12 protein-coding genes and 1 pseudogene are annotated in these 16,776 nt (G+C 72.2%); 6 read left to right on the top strand and 7 right to left on the bottom strand.

From position 1 onward, the window contains the following. Nucleotides 1–22: 22 nt before the first annotated feature. Entirely contained in the window at nt 23–3,640 is a 3,618-nt protein-coding gene (locus tag B7C62_00985; protein ARF70984.1) for an ABC transporter permease, read from the bottom strand. Nucleotides 3,641–3,847: 207 nt separating this feature from the next. On the opposite strand from B7C62_00985, the gene B7C62_00980 reads away from it, so the two are divergent. Both B7C62_00980 and B7C62_00975 read left to right on the top strand, forming a co-directional pair. After that, nucleotides 3,848–4,408: a hypothetical protein gene (locus B7C62_00980; GenBank protein ID ARF70983.1), complete on the top strand. Its 561-nt coding sequence runs from the start codon at nt 3,848–3,850 to the stop codon at nt 4,406–4,408. Between the two features lie 108 nt (nt 4,409–4,516). After that, nucleotides 4,517–5,224, top strand: a complete 708-nt coding sequence (locus B7C62_00975) for a TetR family transcriptional regulator (GenBank protein ARF70982.1) — start codon at nt 4,517–4,519, stop codon at nt 5,222–5,224. An 82-nt stretch (nt 5,225–5,306) separates the two neighbouring features. On the opposite strand, the gene B7C62_00970 is transcribed toward B7C62_00975, so the two are convergent. Continuing rightward, nucleotides 5,307–7,499: a coagulation factor 5/8 type domain-containing protein gene (locus B7C62_00970; GenBank protein ID ARF70981.1), complete on the bottom strand. Its 2,193-nt coding sequence runs from the start codon at nt 7,497–7,499 to the stop codon at nt 5,307–5,309. A gap of 354 nt (nt 7,500–7,853) precedes the next feature. Here B7C62_00970 and B7C62_00965 point away from each other — a divergent pair, with 354 nt between their 5' ends. Then, nucleotides 7,854–9,587 carry a licheninase gene (locus B7C62_00965; protein ARF70980.1) on the top strand — a complete coding sequence of 578 codons (1,734 nt, stop codon included), beginning with the start codon at nt 7,854–7,856 and terminating at the stop codon, nt 9,585–9,587. A 58-nt stretch (nt 9,588–9,645) separates the two neighbouring features. Here B7C62_00965 and B7C62_00960 read toward each other — a convergent pair whose 3' ends face one another. Beyond that, entirely contained in the window at nt 9,646–10,599 is a 954-nt protein-coding gene (locus B7C62_00960) for a CchlO (GenBank protein ARF70979.1), read from the bottom strand. A gap of 166 nt (nt 10,600–10,765) precedes the next feature. Here B7C62_00960 and B7C62_00955 point away from each other — a divergent pair, with 166 nt between their 5' ends. The 3 genes and pseudogenes from B7C62_00955 (at nt 10,766) to B7C62_00945 (ending at nt 12,248) form a co-directional block, all read left to right on the top strand. Next, complete coding sequence (locus B7C62_00955; GenBank protein ID ARF70978.1) at nt 10,766–11,389, top strand: TetR family transcriptional regulator; 624 nt, start codon at nt 10,766–10,768, stop codon at nt 11,387–11,389. 38 nt (nt 11,390–11,427) lie between these two features. Continuing rightward, entirely contained in the window at nt 11,428–11,811 is a 384-nt protein-coding gene (locus B7C62_00950; protein ID ARF76919.1) for a hypothetical protein, read from the top strand. Nucleotides 11,812–12,020: 209 nt separating this feature from the next. Continuing rightward, nucleotides 12,021–12,248 (top strand): annotated as a pseudogene (locus B7C62_00945) (hypothetical protein). 233 nt (nt 12,249–12,481) lie between these two features. Here B7C62_00945 and B7C62_00940 read toward each other — a convergent pair. The 4 genes from B7C62_00940 to B7C62_00925 are packed head-to-tail and all read right to left on the bottom strand — an operon-like array spanning nt 12,482 to nt 16,772. Continuing rightward, complete coding sequence (locus tag B7C62_00940; GenBank protein ARF70977.1) at nt 12,482–13,030, bottom strand: CchlQ; 549 nt, start codon at nt 13,028–13,030, stop codon at nt 12,482–12,484. A gap of 45 nt (nt 13,031–13,075) precedes the next feature. After that, nucleotides 13,076–13,930 (bottom strand): ECF transporter S component, encoded by an 855-nt coding sequence (locus B7C62_00935; GenBank protein ARF70976.1) that lies wholly within the window; start codon nt 13,928–13,930, stop codon nt 13,076–13,078. Continuing rightward, on the bottom strand, nt 13,927–15,597 hold the full coding sequence (locus B7C62_00930) for a cobalt ABC transporter ATP-binding protein (protein ARF70975.1): 1,671 nt from the start codon (nt 15,595–15,597) through the stop codon (nt 13,927–13,929). The genes B7C62_00935 and B7C62_00930 overlap by 4 nt, the downstream gene beginning before the upstream one ends. Continuing rightward, nucleotides 15,594–16,772 carry a cobalt ABC transporter permease gene (locus tag B7C62_00925; protein ID ARF70974.1) on the bottom strand — a complete coding sequence of 393 codons (1,179 nt, stop codon included), beginning with the start codon at nt 16,770–16,772 and terminating at the stop codon, nt 15,594–15,596. Before B7C62_00925 ends, B7C62_00930 begins: the two co-directional genes overlap by 4 nt. Between the last annotated feature and the right edge of the window lie 4 nt (nt 16,773–16,776).

The raw sequence follows: 16,776 nt of genomic DNA, 5'->3' as shown, positions 1-16,776 counted from the left end.
GAATTCCTTGGCGCGATCCTATCTAGACCTCTTGTGCGCCGTGGGCGTCCAGCAGTGCGCGGTACGTCGGGCTCGCGGTGACCAGCTCCTCATGCGTCCCGGCCGCTTCCACCGAACCCCCGGCGAGCACCACGATCCGGTCCACCTCGCGGACCGTGTCGAGACGGTGGGCGATGACGACCGTCGTCCGTCCGGCCACCAGCCGGGCCAGCGCCTCCTGGATTCTCGCCTCGGTCTGCGGGTCGACGGCGGCGACCGCCTCGTCCAGGATGAGGACCGGCGAGTCCTTGAGCAACGCCCGTGCGATGGAAAGCCGTTGGCGCTGACCCCCCGACAGCCCGGAGCCGCTGTCGGCCAGATGGTGGTCGAGCCCGCCGGGCAGCGCCCGGACCACGTCGTCGCACTGCGCGGCGGCCAGCGCCGCCCACACCTCCTCGTCGGTGGCCTCCGGCCGGCCGAGCGTCACGTTGAAGCGGACGGTGCCGTCGAAGAGGTACACGTCCTGGTGGACGGTGGTGACCAGGCCCATCACCCGGTCGCTGCCGAGCTCCCGTACGTCGGCGCCGCCGATGCGCACCGCGCCGGATTCCACGTCCCAGAGGCGGGCGGCGAGGTTGGCCACCGTGGTCTTGCCCGAACCGGAGGCCCCGACGAGCGCGGTGATCGTGCCCGGCCGGCAGCTGAAGTCCACCCCGTCCAGTACGAGGTCGCTCTCCGATCCCGTGTAGGTGAACCGGACGTTCTCGAAGCGGAGTTCGGCGCCGGAGGGCTCGGCGGGGTGCTCCGGCTCGGTGAGGACCGGCGCGTCCCACACCTCGCCGATCTTGCGGGCGATCTGCTCCTGGTTGCGCCGGTAGCCGGCCAGCGTGGTCAGCTCCTGCACCGGCTGGTAGAGGACGAGCGACAGCAGCAGGAACATCAGCAGGACGGTCGCCGAGACCGACCCGGCCGCGTACAGGGCCGCGCCGACCACGATCAGCACCACCAGGCCGAGTTCGACGGCGATGGCGGCGAGCGCGGTCACCGGGGCGGCCCGTACCGACATCCGTACGCTCGCCGCGCGCAGCCGCTCCACCGCGTCCCGGTAGCGGCCCGCGAGCGCCGAGTCGGGGTGGGCGCGCAGGGCGGCGGCGCCCCGGGCCTGCTCGATGAGGATCAGCGACGTCTCCGCCCGGGTGCGGTGCACATCGGTGAAGACCCGGTGGTAGATCCGGTCGCTCCACGCGGTGAGCAGGAAGAACGCGGGCATTCCCACCAGCGCCGCGAGCGCGAGGCGCCAGTCGATGACCAGCAGCGCGACGGACACGTACACCGGCTGGAGGAAGGCGCCGGTGAGCATCTGCGGCAGGTTCTGGAAGTCGATCATGACGGTGTCGTTGGTGACGAGCGTCGAGATCCGGCCGTTGTCGACCCGGGAGAAGAAGCCGAGCGGGACGCGCCGCAGCCGTTCGATCACGGAGAGCTGGAGGTCGGCCTTGGCCCGGGTGGCGATCGACCAGATGACGGTGTTGGTGCGGTCGACGGCGATCAGCCGCAGGACGAGCCCGGCGGCCAGGAAGCCGGTGACCCCCCAGACGTAACCGTGCGTCAGCTCCGGGCCGCCGTTCTGCTGCCGGACCGCCGCGTCCAGCAGCAGGAACACCGCGGCGAGCGGGACCGAGCGGACCGTTCCCTCCAGCAGCAGCCGGGGGAGGCCCCGGCGCAGCAGGTCACGTCGGCCGCGGCCGAGCAGGGTCCGCCACTGGGCGAGGAAGCCCAGCTCGCCGACGCCCGGGCGCACCACCTCGCGCGCCGCCCGGGTCCAGCCGTCGGCCTCTCCCGTCGTGGCGGGCGGAGGAGGGGACACCGCCACCCGGCCGCTCGCCCCCTCGCCGCTCAGGTGCCAGCCCGTCGCCTCGCGGTAGGCGTTCCACAGCTCCCGGTAGCCGGTGTCGGCGGCGAGCAGCTCGTCGTGGGTGCCGGTGGCCCGGATACGGCCGTCCTCGACGACGGCGATCCGGTCGGAGGAGCGGACGGTGTCCAGGCGGTGGGCGATGGCGATGACCGTACGGCCCCGGGTGAGCGTCCGGACGGCCTGGAGCGTACGGCGTTCGGTGAGCGCGTCCAGGGAGGCGGTCGCCTCGTCAAGGATGACGACGGGCGCGTCCTTGAGCAGGGCCCGGGCGACGGAGATCCGCTGCCGCTGCCCGCCGGAGAGGTTGCCGCCCCCGGCGCCGAGCGCGGTGGCCCAGCCGTCCGGGAGCTCCGCCGTGAGTTCGCCGAGCTGGGCGGCCTCGGCGGCGGCGATCACCTCGGCGTCGGTGGCGCCGGGGCGGGCGATGCGGATGTTCTCCAGCAGGGTGGTGGCGAACACGTACTCGTCCTGCTGCACGAAGGCCACCAGCCGTGCCAGCAGGGCCGGTTCGATCTCCCGTACGTCGACCCCGCCGATGGTCACCCGCCCGCCGCCGGTGTCCCAGAAGCGGGCGATCAGCCGGGCGATGGTGGTCTTGCCGGAGCCGGTGGCCCCGACGAGTGCGCAACTGCTGCCGTCCGGCACCGCCAGGGAGACCCCGTGCAGCACCTCGCGCCCGCTCTCGTACGCGAACCCGACGCCCTCCAGGGCCACATCGAAGCGCGTCGGCGCCTCCGGCCGGGCGGGCGCGGGCAGTTCCTCCTTCGCGAGCATCTCCCGTACCGCCGTCGCGGAGAACTGGACGCGCACCAGCACCGTCGCCAGGACGCCGACCAGCCCGATCACCGGCGTCAGATAGCCGAGCGCCACCACCAGGAAGAGCGCCAGGGTGTCCAGCCCCGTCCGGCCGTCCACGAAGCCGTGCCCGGCGACCGGCACCAGCAGCGCCACGGCGAAGCCGGTCGCGACGGTCATCACGCCGACCAGCCAGCGCACCGGGCTGCGCAGGGTCCGCTCGCTGAGCTCCGCGCCCTCGATGACCGCGGCCCGGGCCTGGTCGTAGCCGGAGTCCTGGCGCAGATAGCCCCGGATGACCTTGATGCCCTGGAGATAGGTGAGGACGGCGGTGTTGAGGACCGTGGTGTGGGCGGCGAGGGCCGCGTTGTTCTTGTTCGCCAGCGCCATCCCCGTAGCGGAGACGGCCAGCAGCAGCACCAGCGCCGCGAGCGCCACCAGGCCGAGGCGCCAGTCGACGGCCATCAGCAGCGCGGTGGTGGTCAGCGGTACGGCGGCGGCCGCCGCGAGGTCCGGTACGCCGTGGGCGAGGGCCTCCTCCAGCTGCTCGACGTCGTCGTGCAGCAGCTTCTTCATCTCACCGGAGGAGCGGCGCTGCACCCGCCCCAGCGGTATGCGCTGGAGCCGGTCGGCGAGCGCGAGCCGCAGGCGGGCCAGGATGCGGTACGCGGTGACGTGCGCCAGGTGAGAGGAGGCCCCCGCCAGTACGGAGCGCAGGACGACGGCCAGAGCGGTGAAGGCCGCGATCCATCCGATCCGGCCCTGGTCGACGGGGCCGGGGGCGAACAGTTCGGCGGCCGTCAGATAGACGGCGACGTAGGGGGCCATCGAGCACGCGGCCGCCAGGACGGACAGCAGCGCCGAGGTGATGAGCCCCCGGCGGTGCTCGGCGACGATCGAGCGGAGGGTGGGCGGGGGGACGGTGGCATGGCTGTGCTCGGGGGCGGTCATCGTTCCTGCCTCGGCTGCTGAGTAAGGGTTGCCTCACCTTGGCAGCAGAAGCCCAATAAATCAACGCTGCGTGTATTTAATTCGGCCATCCTCGGGGCGAACAGGGCGAAGCCTCCGTTCTGCGGGGCGGCATACTTCAACTCGCCCTGCGGAGAAGAGGAGTGGGGCTCGTCACCACACTTCGGGGGAAGAATGACAAGGTCTCGGGTGAGCCCGGTGCCGTCCACGCGCATACGTGTCCTGCTTCTGGTCCTGCTCCTCGCGGTCCTGATGCCGGCCGGATCGGCGGCGCAGCGGACCGACGGGCGACGATGGGGCACCGCACTGGCGGCCGACGGCATGCAGGCCAGCGGCACAGTCGGCAGCGAGAACGCCCGCGTGGGCCAGGTCTGGTACTTCGCGCTTCCCGTGCCGGGCAACATCTCCGACGAGCCCATCGGGATCACACGGGCCGCGGTCGAGCACGTCCCTCCCGGCATCGAGGTCCTGGGGTACGGCGCGTACGACATGAGCGACACCGACGGGCTCCCGCTGCTGGCGACCGAGGGGGAGCCCCACACACCCGACTTCGCCCGGCTGAGGAACTACGCGGACAGGGCCGTCGAGGTCCCGGCCGGGGAGACGAGCGACATCTTCTACGCGGTGAGGCTGAAGATCACATCACCGCCGGAAGGCCCTGTCCGCCGGTGCCGCTTCGAGTACACGCAGGACGGCCGGGCCTACACTCAGACGATGGACTGCGAACTCCTGCTCACGGTCGCCGGGTAGCGGCCCGCCGCACCACCCTCGAAGCCGTACGGCCCCGGAAACCGCGCACCCCTTAAACTCGGTGGTGACCCCGCCCCGCCGCCGCCCCCGACCGGAAGCCACCCCGTCATGACCTCACCCGGCCCCCGGCCCCGCCGCGGCCGTCCGCCCGCCGCCGAGCGCCCGCCGCTCGACCGGGACCGGATCGCGCGGGCCGCACTGCGCATCGCAGGCGAGGAGGGGTTCGGGGCCCTGACCATGCGGCGGCTCGCCGAGGAACTGCGGGTCACGCCGAGGGCGTTGTACAACCTGGTGCAGGACCGGCAGGAGGTCGTCGACCTCACCGCCCGGCTGATGATGGAGCGGCTGCCCCGCCATGTGTACGACGTCGACGACTGGCGCTCCACGGTCCGCCGGATCTACCGCGCGGCCCGCGAGCAGTACCGCGCCGTGCCCCGCGCGACCCTGATCTCCCTGGACGAGCGAGTCACCCCGGCCGAGATCCACCCGGCCCGGCTCCTGCACACCGAGGAGATGCTGGCGTTCCTCTGTGCGATCGGGCTCGGCCTGGAAGACGCGGTGCACGTCCGTGGCCGCTTCCTCCAGGACGTCTTCGCCTTCACCCTGCTGATCGACTACCGCTACGACCGCAGCGACGCGACCGTCCGGGCGATGATGCAGCAGCCCGTGCCCGCGCCCTGGCTCGCCGCCCACCCCGATCTGGACGTGCCGTACGCCCGTGCCGCCGCCGAACTGCCCACGCTCACCAGCGACGCGTACTTCGAACGGTTCGTGGACGACGCCATCACCCTCATCGAGCACCGGCTCCGCCGCTGAGCGCGCAGGCGGGAGCCCTCCGGCCGGACGGTCACGTCCACCGGAGGGCTCCTGCGGTGCGGTCAGGGGAAGTACCGCTAGATCAGGGGAAGTTGACGACGGTCGAGGGGATCGTCGACGTTCCCGAGGTCGGGGAGCCGATGTTGTTGATGACGTGCTGGTACTGCCCGTGGCCGCCCAGGGAGACGACCAGCAGGTTGTGGAACCTCACGCCCGGTTTGACCGGTGCCTTGAAGCCGTGTTCCTGGATGATGGTGGGGTCGACGTTGTAGTAGCAGTAGCTGCCCATGCCCCAGCCTTCGTGCTGTTCGACCGAGTCGTCGACGCGGTAGGCGGCGTAGCCCTTGGTGTCGCCGTTCTGGATGGCGGCCTGGTTGGGTGCGTCGTACGCTTTCTCGTTCTGGAAGAAGATGGTGCGGCCGCGTTCGCCGTACCACTCGACGTCGTACTTGTTGAAGTGCTCGACGAAGAGTCCGGTGGCCAGGACGTCGTCGCCGTTGACGCGGACGCCGTAGTCGGCCCGGTTGGTCTCCCAGCCCCAGCCCTCGCCGTGGTCCGCGCGCCACACCCACGTGTGGTCGATGATCGTGTCATGGCTGTTGACCACCAGGCTGGTGGTCGCCTTGCCGGGGCCCGCGCCGCCGATGCGGATGAACACGTCCTGCACGGTGGTGGGGTTGGCCGCGTGGTCGGCGGAGGCGCCCTGCGGGCCGATCTCCAGCAGGGTCGGCGAGTTGACGGGACCGGCGTCGATGAGGAATCCGGCCAGCTTCACGCCGTCGACATCGGCGACCTTCATCGCGGTCACCCCGTTGTCCGGGATGACCGTGGCGAGGCCGAGACCCAGGACGACGGTGTTGGCGCGGTTCACCTCGATCGTCCGGTCCACGTGGTAAACCCCGGGCGTGAACAGCAGGTTGAGCCCCTGGGCGAGCGCCGCGTTGATGGTCGCCGCCGTGGCGCCCTGCTTGACGACGTAGAAGCGGTCCAGCGGGATGGACTCGCCCCGCTGGCTTCCGCCGTCCCAGGAGACGCCGCGCGCGTTGACGCGCTTCTCCGGGACGAACACCTTGTACTCGTTGCCGTCCAGGTAGAGGAACGGCTTCTCGCGCGAGATCGGGGTGGTGTCGAGCGTGGTGTACGGGGGGTTCGGATAGCTGGTCGCGGGCGCGCCCTGCACACCGGAGAACGTCATGTTCCAGACAGCGTTGGTCCAGCCGCCGACGGAGCTGTCGCGGGTGTACCACTGCTGCTGGGAGTACGGGCCCACCTCGCCGTCGATCTTGCTGTCGGCGATGTAGCCGCCGCTGGCCCAGCCGTAGCCGTCGGGGGCGAGGTTGAGCCCGCCCTTGACGTGCATGCGGCGGAAGGGGGCGGCCTGGGAGACGGCCCAGCGGTTGGTCCCGGAGACCGGGTTGAGGGTGAGGTTCTCGGCCGCGCGCCAGAAGTTCTGGGTGGCGTTCCCGTCGAACCAGCCCGCGTCGACCGTCACATCACCGTTGAACGTGGTGTCGTTCGGGTGCAGCCCGAGGCCGGCGATCTGGGTGTAGAACCCGATCTGCGCGTTCAGGTTGTTGTACGTACCCGGTTTGAACAGCAGCGCGTGGCGCCCGGAGCCGAACTGGGCCTCCTCCTGCTGCTCGAAGATCTCGTCCACCTTGCCCTGGATGTCCGGCGTGGACGGGTCGAAGACATGGACGTTCGGCCCGAGGTCGCCGCCGCCGGGAATCTCCGGGCCGCCGCCCCCGTCCCGCGTACCGAAGACCTTGAACTCCCAGAGGGAGTAGCCGTATCCGGTCGCGCGCTCCGTGCCGGTGAGGCGTACGTAGCGGGCCTCGCCCGAGACGCCGAGCGTCTCGTTCCCGCCCCGGCCGGTGGTGGTGCTGTACGCGGTCGTCCAGTCGGAGCCGTTCGTGGAGAGCTCGATGCGGTAGCCCTTGGCGTACGCGGCCTCCCAGGAGAGCTCGACGCGGCTGAGGGCGGCCGGGGAGCCGAGGTCGATCCGCAGCCACTGCGGGTCGGAGAAGGCGCTGGACCAGCGGGTTCCGCCGTCCCCGTCGACCGCGTTGCCCGCGGCCGTACCGCCGTTCTCCTCGCTGGACGCGGTCACCGGACTGCCCTGGGAGAGCAGGACGGGCGCGGCCTGGGCGGGTGCGGCCTGCGCCACGCCGAGCAGGGTCGCGACCAGGGCGGCCACCAGGGCGAAGCCGAGGGCGCGCCGCCGGTGGAGTGCGGCCACCGGGGGCCGCGAGGGTCTGACGAGGGCAACAGACATGTGCTGATCTCCTGAGGTGTCATCCGTGCGGGGGCTGAGGTGGGGGCGGGCGCGAACTCCCCGAGGGGGAGAGAGCGCTCTCTCGGTGGTCGAATAATTCTCCCGCGTTTCGGCCGCGTCAAGAGTTGTGCACAGGATTGCCCTCATCGGCCTCCAGGGCTGCGCGATGTTTCATCTCCTGAAGGCGTGGCGGTAGTTGACGGAACTTCAGGACTGAGGGTCCGGTCGGGTTCGTGTGGGGCCGGTTCGCCGATCGGTCCGCACCCTCTTGACGGCTGGTGCGGCTCCCGCCACGCTCCCCCCTGTGGGGGAGCGCTCTCTCGGCCCGACCCCGCTACAGAGCAAGGAGTCCGCATGTATGCCCGTGGAACACCACGGCTCCGAATCGCCCTGGCCGTCATGGCCGCGGTGGCGCTCCTCTTCACCCTCTCGGTGGCTCTCGCCCCGGAACGGGCCGTCGCCGCGCCCGTCCTCGTCTCCCGGGGGAAGCCGGTCACCGCCTCCAGCACCGAAGGCCCCTTCGCCGCCGCCAACGCCGTGGACGGCGACCCCGGCACCCGCTGGTCGAGCGAGTTCACCGACGACCAGTGGATACGTATCGACCTGGGCACGAGCACCGCCGTCGGACAGGTCGTCCTCACCTGGGAGGCCGCGTACGCCAGGGGCTACCGGATCGAGCTCTCCGCCGACGGGCGGCAGTGGACGACGCTCCACTCCACCACTACCGGCACCGGAGGCACCGAGACCCTCACCGTCTCGGGGACCGGCCGCTACATCCGGCTGCTCGGCACCGAACGCGCCACCCCGTGGGGCTACTCCCTGTACGAGTTCCAGGTCTACTCCGCCACCGGCGGCAGCGGCCCCGGCGGCGATGTCCTCCTCTCGTACGGCAGGCCCGGCTCCGCCTCCACCTCCCAGCACGACGGCACCTGCTGGGAGTGCACCCCGGACAAGGCGTTCGACCGCGACCCCGCGAGCCGCTGGGCCACCAGCCCCGAGGGCGGCTGGACCGACCCCGGCTGGATCGCGGTCGACCTCGGCGCCCCCGCCACGGTCAACCGGGTGGTCCTCCAGTGGGACCCGGCCCACGCCCGCGCCTACCGGATCGAGGTATCCGACAACGGGACCGACTGGCGCACGATCCATCAGACCGCCTCCGGCACCGGCTTCAAGGAGACGCTCGACGTCAGCGGCACCGGCCGGCACGTACGCCTGTACGCCACCCAGCGCAGCGGCGAATACGGCTACTCACTCTGGGAGTTCCAGGTCTGGGGCACCGGCGGAGCGCCCATCCCCGCACCGCCGCTGCCGCCCGAACCCACCTACGACCGGCTGGTGTTCAGCGACGAGTTCAACGGCCCCGCGGGCGCCCCGCCCGACCCGGCCAAGTGGGTCCCCGAGACGGGCACCGGACCCAACAACGAGCTGGAGTACTACACCGACAACAAGAACGCCGCCCAGGACGGCGACGGCAACCTCGTCCTGGAAGCCCGCCGCGAGCCGACCCCGGGCTCGGCCTGCCCGCGCGACCCGCTGAGCGGGAGCACCACCTGCCAGTACACCTCGGCGCGGCTCAACACCTACGGGAAGTTCCAGTTCACCTACGGCCGGGTCGAGGCACGCATCAAGGTCTCCGGCACCCAGGGGCTCTGGCCCGCGTTCTGGATGCTGGGCGCGGACTACTTCGACCAGGGGCGCCCGTGGCCGTACACCGGTGAGATCGACATCATGGAACACGTGGGCAAGGAGCCGAACACCACCTACTCCACCCTGCACGCGCCCGCCTACCACGGCGCGGCCGGTTACGGAGGCCCTCACTCCCTGCCCGGGGGCGCCGACTTCGCCGACGACTTCCACACGTTCTCCGTGGACTGGAACAGCACCGGTATGACGTTCCGGGTCGACGGCCGGGTCTCGTTCCGGGTGGACCGGGAGGAGCTGGAACGCACCCGTGGGCCCTGGGTGTTCGACCACGACTTCTTCCTGATCCTCAACAATGCGGTGGGGGGTGACTGGCCGGGCGCGCCGGACGCCACCAGCCGCTTCCCGCAGAAGCTGAGCGTCGACTACATCAAGGTCTGGCAGTAGTCGTCCGCCGATGTGCGGTCCGGTCCGCAGCCGGTGGCCCGGACCGCACCCGGCGGTTTCAGCGGGGCGCGTACACGATCCAGAGCGGCCCGTCGGCCAGCTCGATCCGCTGGCCGTCCGGCGTGGTGAACTCCGTGTCCGCGTCCTCCGCGGTCCGCGCCCACCGGGCCTCGTGCGCCATGCCGTCGCGCAGGACGTGCGCGGTCCCCGAGCCCACGGTCTCGGTGAACGGGGTGTTGTTCCCGGACCGGTCGCCGAAGTCCGACGGGCGGACGGTCACGTCCTGCACGATCACCGTGGCGGCCCCGAGCGGTTCCCCCTCGCTCGTACGGGCCGGGGAGCCGTCCAGGGAGACCAGCCACCGCTCGCTGTCGGCGGACCAGGTGAAGGTGGTGCGCGCGGACGGGAAGCGGACCGTACGGCTGTCCTCGGCGCTTCCGCCGGGCGGCGCCGGGCCGAACGTCAGCCCCAGGGCCTCGACGGCATGGGTCCCGGCGGCGGTGTACGGGATGCGCTCGGGCCGCAGGTACAGATTGTGCGGGGCCGGGCGGTCCTGGCCCCGGAAGTACGCCTGCGGTGCGGTCGACGGCGGTACGGCGTCCAGGGGCGCCCGGTCGATGGCCGGGAGGAGCCTGCTCTGCGCCCCCGAGAAGGCGAGCACCGGCCGGTCGAACTGGCGCAGCAGCTCAAGATCGGTCTCCCGGGCGCTGCGGACCGGGCCGATGACCGGCGGCAGCTCGGAGGAGTAGACCGCGAGGAGTCGGCTGAGACCGGCTTCCACCTGCTCGACGTAGACGATGTCCGCCCGCTCCAGGCCGGTCTGCGGGCGGGCCGGTGCCACGTTGTCGATCTTCACGGCGAGCACCTTCGCCTCCGCCCCCGTACCGGACGGGCTGCTGCTCCGGGTGTCGGGCTCCGCACCGCCCCCGCCCGTGCACCCGGCCGCGAGCAGGGCCAGGAAGAGCGCGACGACCAGGGCCGCGGCCGGTGTCCTGCCTCGGGCTGCTGACATGGCGACCGTCCTTCCGGGGGCACCGGCCGGCCCTCCCGGCGGAGCGCTGCCGCGTCGCTGTCCCTCATCCATCATCACGCGTCCGGCTCGTTCGCGGTTGCCCCGGGCGCCCGGGGAGGGACGGGGACCTTGACGGAGTGAGTACTCACTCCGTAGAGTTCGAGGCATGACACAACAACCGGTTACTCGCCGTCGCGCTGCGGGCATGAGCCCCGAGCAGCGCCGGGAAATGATCGTGAAGGCGGCGATTCCCCTGATTGCCGAGTACGGAGCCGCGGTCACCACCAGCAAGATCGCGCGCGCCGCCGGTATCGGCGAGGCGACGATCTTCCGCGTCTTCGCCGACAAGGAGGAGCTTCTCGATGCCTGCATGGCCGAAGCGATGCGCCACGACCACGCTGTACGCGAACTGATGTCGATCCCGGTGGACCTCCCGCTGCCGGACCGTCTGGCCGAGGCCGCCGACGCCCTGGAGGCGCATCTGGACCGGATGGGCGCCGTCGCCGGATCGCTGCACGCCTCCGGCCACCGCCGCCGCGACACCCCGGCGGGCGAGCAGGGCCGGGGCATGGGGCGCGAGGAGTCGATGGCGGCCATCCGCGGCGCGGTCGCGGAGCTCCTGGAGCCCGACAGGGACGCGCTGCGCCTCCCCGCCGACCAGGTCGCCGCGCTCTTCCTCGGCCTCCTGTTCACCCGCCCGCGCCCCGAGGAGGAAACCCGCCTCACCACACAGCAGCTGGCGGACGTCTTCCTCCACGGCGCGCTCTCCCGTACGGAGGGGGACCGATGACGGCCCCCGTCCGGAGCCGCCGTTCCCTCACGGTCCTTATTGCCGTCCTGGCCCCCGCCCTCGTCTGGCTCGTCACCGACCCGCTGCTCGGCCACCGGCTGCGGATCACCGACCCGGAGGCGGGGGAGACCCTGGACATCGGCCTGTTGCCGGTCGTGGTGCTCGCGCTGCTGGTCTCCCTGCTGGGCTGGGGGCTGCTGGCGGCCCTGGAACGGTTCACCGGACGCGCGCGCCTCCTGTGGACCGTGGCCGCCTTCGCCGTCCTCCTGTTGTCGTTCCTCCCGCTGACCGGATCCGGGATGAGCGGCGGAACGCGTACGTCCCTGGCGCTGATGCATCTGGCGGTGGCGGCGGCGCTCATGGCGGGACTGCCGCGGCCGGAGGGCCGCCCCACGGAGAGGAGCCCCGCGCCGCACGGCTGACCTCGGCAGACATGGCCGGAACCGCACCGCGCCGCGCCCCTGATTCCGCTTCCGGTGGGACTGTTCGCTCTCTACGGCTGCACCAGCGGCGGGTTACGTGCCCGTACGGTGGCGGGTGAGGCGTAGGGGGTTCGGTGGAAGCCGAGTTGGCGGCACTGGCGGCACTGGCGGCACTGGCGGCATCGGGCGCGACGGCCCTCGTGGGGCTGATGGCCACCGAGGCGTGGAACCAGGTGCGCGGCCGGGTTGCCAGGTTCCTGGCGCGGAACGACGAGGAGAGCGCGGCCGTCGACGCGGAGCTGGAGGAGTCCCGCGCGGAGCGGATCGGGCTCCGCGCGGGCGCCGACGAGGACAGCGCCGCCGATGCCGAGGAGGAGTGGCGGCTCAGGCTCCGCCGGGCCCTGCGCACCAACCCGGAGGCGGCGAAGCTGAAAGGCGCTCCACCGCCCGGGGTCGGTCCCGACGGGAACGCGGAGGGGCCGGCTGGTGTGCATGGCCACCCCGAAAGGCTACGGGTACACCGTCCGCTCGCGGCTATTGTCGGCTTATCGCATCTCAAGCGGCGCTGCAACCATTTCGGGGTCGGGCGGGAAAAGTGGCGATCGTATGGTATGGCCATCGCCTCCGACCGGGCCGCAGCGCGGCTGAACCCGCCCCGCCGGAGGCCCCCTCACGCCCCCACCGTCAGCTCGCCCTGACAGATGACGCAGCGGCCCTTCCCGTCCCACGCGTCCCACCCGAAGGACTCCGGCGCGAACGTCCGGCCCTCCAACTCCTTGCGCACCGCCACCCGGTAGGCCCAGACCGCGTCCAGGTAGGGGTGGTAGGCATCGTGGAAGGCGGCGGATGTGGGCGTGGCGCCCGTGGCCACGACCCGCTGGACCGCGCGCAGTCGCGCGAACATCGCCTGCCCCGCACCGGCCACCTCGGCCGACGCGTCGATGAAGAGCCGCTCGCGCACCTCGTGGACGGCCGCCTCGCTCAGCGCCGTGCGGGCTGCCCGGTCCGGGTCGAGGGAGGTGTCCTGGTTCTGGGCGATCTGCCGCAGCCGGGAGTGGCACTCCCCGACCGCCGAGATGAACTCGATGTAGACCGCCCGCCGCCGTTCCGCCGCCCCTCGGTCCTTCTCATGGCGTTGGCGCAGATGGTCGGCCAGTACGGTCCCGGAGATGGCGATGAAACCACCGCCGACCGTCGCGACGAGTGTCCCCCAGTCCACGACTTCCCCCAAAGAAGTGATCCACGTTCCCGCGGTGTCCCGAATCTACCGTGGCCCCCCGGCCTTCGGGGCGGCGAAGCGCACCGGGGCGCGGAACCGGGCCTTGCGGGCGGCCCTGCGGAACGTGACCAGGACGGCCGGTCCGGCCAGGGTGATGCAGATGAAGTTCGTGACCGCGCGCCCCGTGTCCCACCCGAGCGAGGTCGCCACGTCGAAGGCGAGGTAGCGCTGCCACTGCTCGGTGAAGGGGAGGCCGGGGAGGTAGGCGATGGAGCTGTTCGGGTCGAGGGAGAACGGCCAGAAGGACAGGTTGAGCAGGAAGCCGTACAGATAGCCGGAGAGCGATCCGTAGACGGCCAGCATCATCACCTCGCGGCGGCCGGTGGCGCGGGGCAGCAGACCGGCGAGCATCCCGACGAACGCGCAGCCGAACATCTGGTACGGCATCCACGGGCCGACCCCGCCCGTGATCAGCGCGGAGGCGAACAGCGAGGTGCAGCCCAGCGTGAAGCCGAAGCCCGGACCGTAGACGCGCCCGGCCAGGACGAGGACGAAGAACACCGTCTCGATGCCCGCCGTCCCCGCCCCGAGCGGACGCAGCGCCGCGTTGACGGCGGAGAGCACCCCGAGCATCGCCAGGGCCTTGGAGCTGATGCCGCCCTCGGCGATCTCCGAGATCACGACGCACAGGACGAGGATCAGCAGGACGCCGAAGATCAGCGGAGGCGCGTAGTTGGCGCCCAGTCGGCCCGGGGCGACGACGAAGGGCCAGAAGAAGGCGACCAGCCCGATGAAGGCCGCCATGGTGATCACGATCGCGGCGCGCGGCGCGATACGGATGGCGCCCGCGGAGCGCTCGGTGAGATCCGGGAGTTGCGGAAGTCCGGGGAGCTTCTTCACGCGTCCGCCCCCTCGCCCGGCAGTACGGAGACGACCTGGTCGACCGTCAGGTACGGGAGCGGGGCGAGGATCTTCGCCACCTGCGGGGCGAAGACGGGGGAGGCGACGATCACCTCGGCCGTCGGACCGTCCGCGACGATGTCGCCCTCGGCCATCACCACCACCCGGTCCGCCGCCCGCGCCGCGAACTCGACGTCATGGGTGGAGATCACCACCGACCGCCCCCCGGCGGCCAGTTCGTCGACCATGGCGATGAGCTGGGACTTGGCCCGGTAGTCGAGACCCCGGGTCGGCTCGTCCAGCAGCAGCACCCGGGGCGCCGCCGTCAGCTGGATGGCGAGGACCAGCGCCAGCTTCTGGCCCTCGGAGAGGTCGCGCGGGTGCGTCGCGCCGTCGATGCCGGGCGCCAGCCGGTCCAGGATCGCCCGGGCCGACGGCCCGCCGCCGACCGGGACCGCCGACTCCGTGTCCGCCTGGTCCAGCTCCTGCTTGACGCTCTCCAGATAGAGCAGGTCCGTCGGTGTCTGCGGGACCAGCCCGACCAGCGTCCGCGCCTCGGCGGCGGACAGATCCTTGGGGTCGCTGCCCTTCGCCGAGCCGCGCGAGCCCTCCGCGTCCGCCCGGTCGACGCGTACCGTGCCGGACCTGCGCGGCCCCGACCCCTGGAGCGCCCACAGCAGCGAGGACTTGCCCGAGCCGTTGCGGCCCATCAGCGCGGTGATCTCGCCTTCCCGCAGTTCGAGGTCGACCTCGCGGACCGCCGCGACCCCCCGGTACGCCACCGTGATCCCGCGCGCCGTGAGCAGGGCCGCGCCCGGCGCGTCCGGCACCGGGCGCACCGGCGGCGGTGGTGTGCCGTCCAGGGCGGTGCGCAGCGGGCGGGCCGCCCGGCGGGCGTCGCGCACCGAGAGGGGCAGGGGCGACCAGCGCGCGGCGCGGCCCAGCTCCACGATGGGCGGCGCGATCGAGGAGGCGGTGAAGATCTCCGCCGGGGCGCCCGACACCACCCGGCCGTCGCCCGGCAGATGGATGACCCGGTCCGCGTACTGCACCACCCGCTCCAGGCGGTGTTCGGCGAGCAGCACCGTGACCCCCAGGTCGTGGACGAGGCGGGTCACCGCGGCCAGCACCTCCTCGGCCGCCGTCGGGTCGAGCGCGGACGTCGGCTCGTCCAGCACCAGGACGCGCGGGTGGGCGGTGAGCACGGAGCCGATCGCGACGCGCTGCTGCTGCCCGCCGGACAGCTCGTGCAGCGCCCGGTGGCGCAGATCGGCGAGCCCCAGCAGATCGAGGGTCTCCTCCACCCGTTTGCGCATGACGTTCGGGGCGATGGCCAACTGCTCCATCGCGTAGGCGAGTTCCTCCTCCACGGTGTCCGTGACGAAGCCGTCCAGCGGGTCCTGGCCCACCACGCCGACGACATCGGCGAGTTCACGCGGCGGATGGTCCGCGGTGTCGCGGCCGTCGACCGTGACCGTGCCGTACAGCGTGCCGCCCGTGAAGTGCGGGACGAGCCCGTTGACCGCACCCAGCAGGGTCGACTTGCCGACCCCCGTATGGCCGACCACGAGGCAGAGCTCCCCCTCGTCGACCTCCAGCTCCACGTCCCGCAGGACCGGTTCGTCGGCGCCGTCGTACACGACGGACACCCGGTCGAAGGTGATCATGCGGCTTCCTCGGTGCGCTGTACGGTCGGGTGCGGGGTGGGGGCGCTCGGCGGCGGCGCCAGGAACCCGGCCGCCCCGGCGAGCAGGATCGCGGCGGCCGGGACGAGCGGCAGCGTCGGCCAGCTCAGCGGATAGATGGACGGGTTGAGCTCGGCCGGGTCGTAGCCCAGGTTCACGAAGAGCAGGACGGCCGAGAGCACCCCGCAGGACGCCACCGCCCACTCCGCGAACCGCCACGGATCGGGGCGGTACGTCGTCCGGGTCACCCGCCGCCCCCCGAGCCGCAGCCCGGCCAGGCAGAACAGCGAACCGGCCAGCAGCGCGGGCAGCCCCAGCAGCTTCGGCGCGGTCGCGTCGAGGAGCCCGTACGCCCCGGCGCACAGCCCGCACATCCCCAGGAGCATCAGCACCCCGGTCAGCCGGCGCGAGCCCGCGGTGGCCGACCCCGCCCGCCCGTAGCCGCGCGAGTCCATCGCCGCGGCCAGCCGCAGCGACCGCTCCAACGCGTCCTCCAGCACCGGCACGACCACGCCCCGCAGCGCCTTCAGCCCCTTGTTGCGACCGGCCCGCAGCCGCCGCGCCCGGGCCACCCGCTGCACGCTCTGCACCAGTTGGGGGGCGACGCTGATCGACACGGTGACGGCGACACCGAGTTCGTACAGCGCGCCCGGCAGCACCCGCAGCGCCCGCTTCGGGTTGGCGAGCGTGTTCGCCGCGCCGATGCAGCACAGCATGCAGGCCAGCCGCAGCCCGTCCGTGGCGGCCGACAGCAGCGCCTCCAGGGAGACCGGGCCGCCGAGCTGGATGCCCGCGTACCAGTCCGGGGTCGGGATGTGCGGCAGGGAGAACAGGTAGTGGTCGGTCGGGGTCATACCGGTGGCGAAGACCGCGCGGAAGAGCACCCGGATCGCGACGACCGTCAGGGCCAGATACAGGTAGTACTTGAACCCCCGCGCCCACGGGGCCTCGGTGCGCCGCATGGTGATGACATAGCCGAGGACCGCGAGGACCAGGAAGAGCAGCAGCGGGTTGTTGGTCCGGCTGACGGCCGTGGCCAGGGCGAGCGCCCAGATCCACCAGGCGACCGGATGCAGGGTGCGCGGGAGCCGCCTCCCGCGGCTGTCCGGCCCGGCCGTCGGCAGCGGCGTGCCGGGCTTCTCCGCCGTACCGGCCACGCGG

This window comes from Kitasatospora albolonga (genome assembly GCA_002082585.1).
Lineage (GTDB): Bacteria > Actinomycetota > Actinomycetes > Streptomycetales > Streptomycetaceae > Streptomyces > Streptomyces stephensoniae.
The sequence above is the reverse complement of the archived record's forward strand: the minus strand, read 5'-3'. Positions and strand labels throughout refer to the sequence as shown.

Bases quoted from the DNA above. Each gene is read 5' to 3' on its own strand.
- B7C62_00970 (ARF70981.1), bottom strand. From the start codon at position 7,499: ATGTCTGTTGCCCTCGTCAGACCCTCGCGGCCCCCGGTGGCCGCACTC.
- B7C62_00960 (ARF70979.1), bottom strand. From the start codon at position 10,599: ATGTCAGCAGCCCGAGGCAGGACACCGGCCGCGGCCCTGGTCGTCGCG.
- B7C62_00965 (ARF70980.1), top strand. From the start codon at position 7,854: ATGTATGCCCGTGGAACACCACGGCTCCGAATCGCCCTGGCCGTCATG.
- B7C62_00985 (ARF70984.1), bottom strand. From the start codon at position 3,640: ATGACCGCCCCCGAGCACAGCCATGCCACCGTCCCCCCGCCCACCCTC.
- B7C62_00975 (ARF70982.1), top strand. From the start codon at position 4,517: ATGACCTCACCCGGCCCCCGGCCCCGCCGCGGCCGTCCGCCCGCCGCC.
- B7C62_00955 (ARF70978.1), top strand. From the start codon at position 10,766: ATGACACAACAACCGGTTACTCGCCGTCGCGCTGCGGGCATGAGCCCC.
- B7C62_00930 (ARF70975.1), bottom strand. From the start codon at position 15,597: ATGATCACCTTCGACCGGGTGTCCGTCGTGTACGACGGCGCCGACGAA.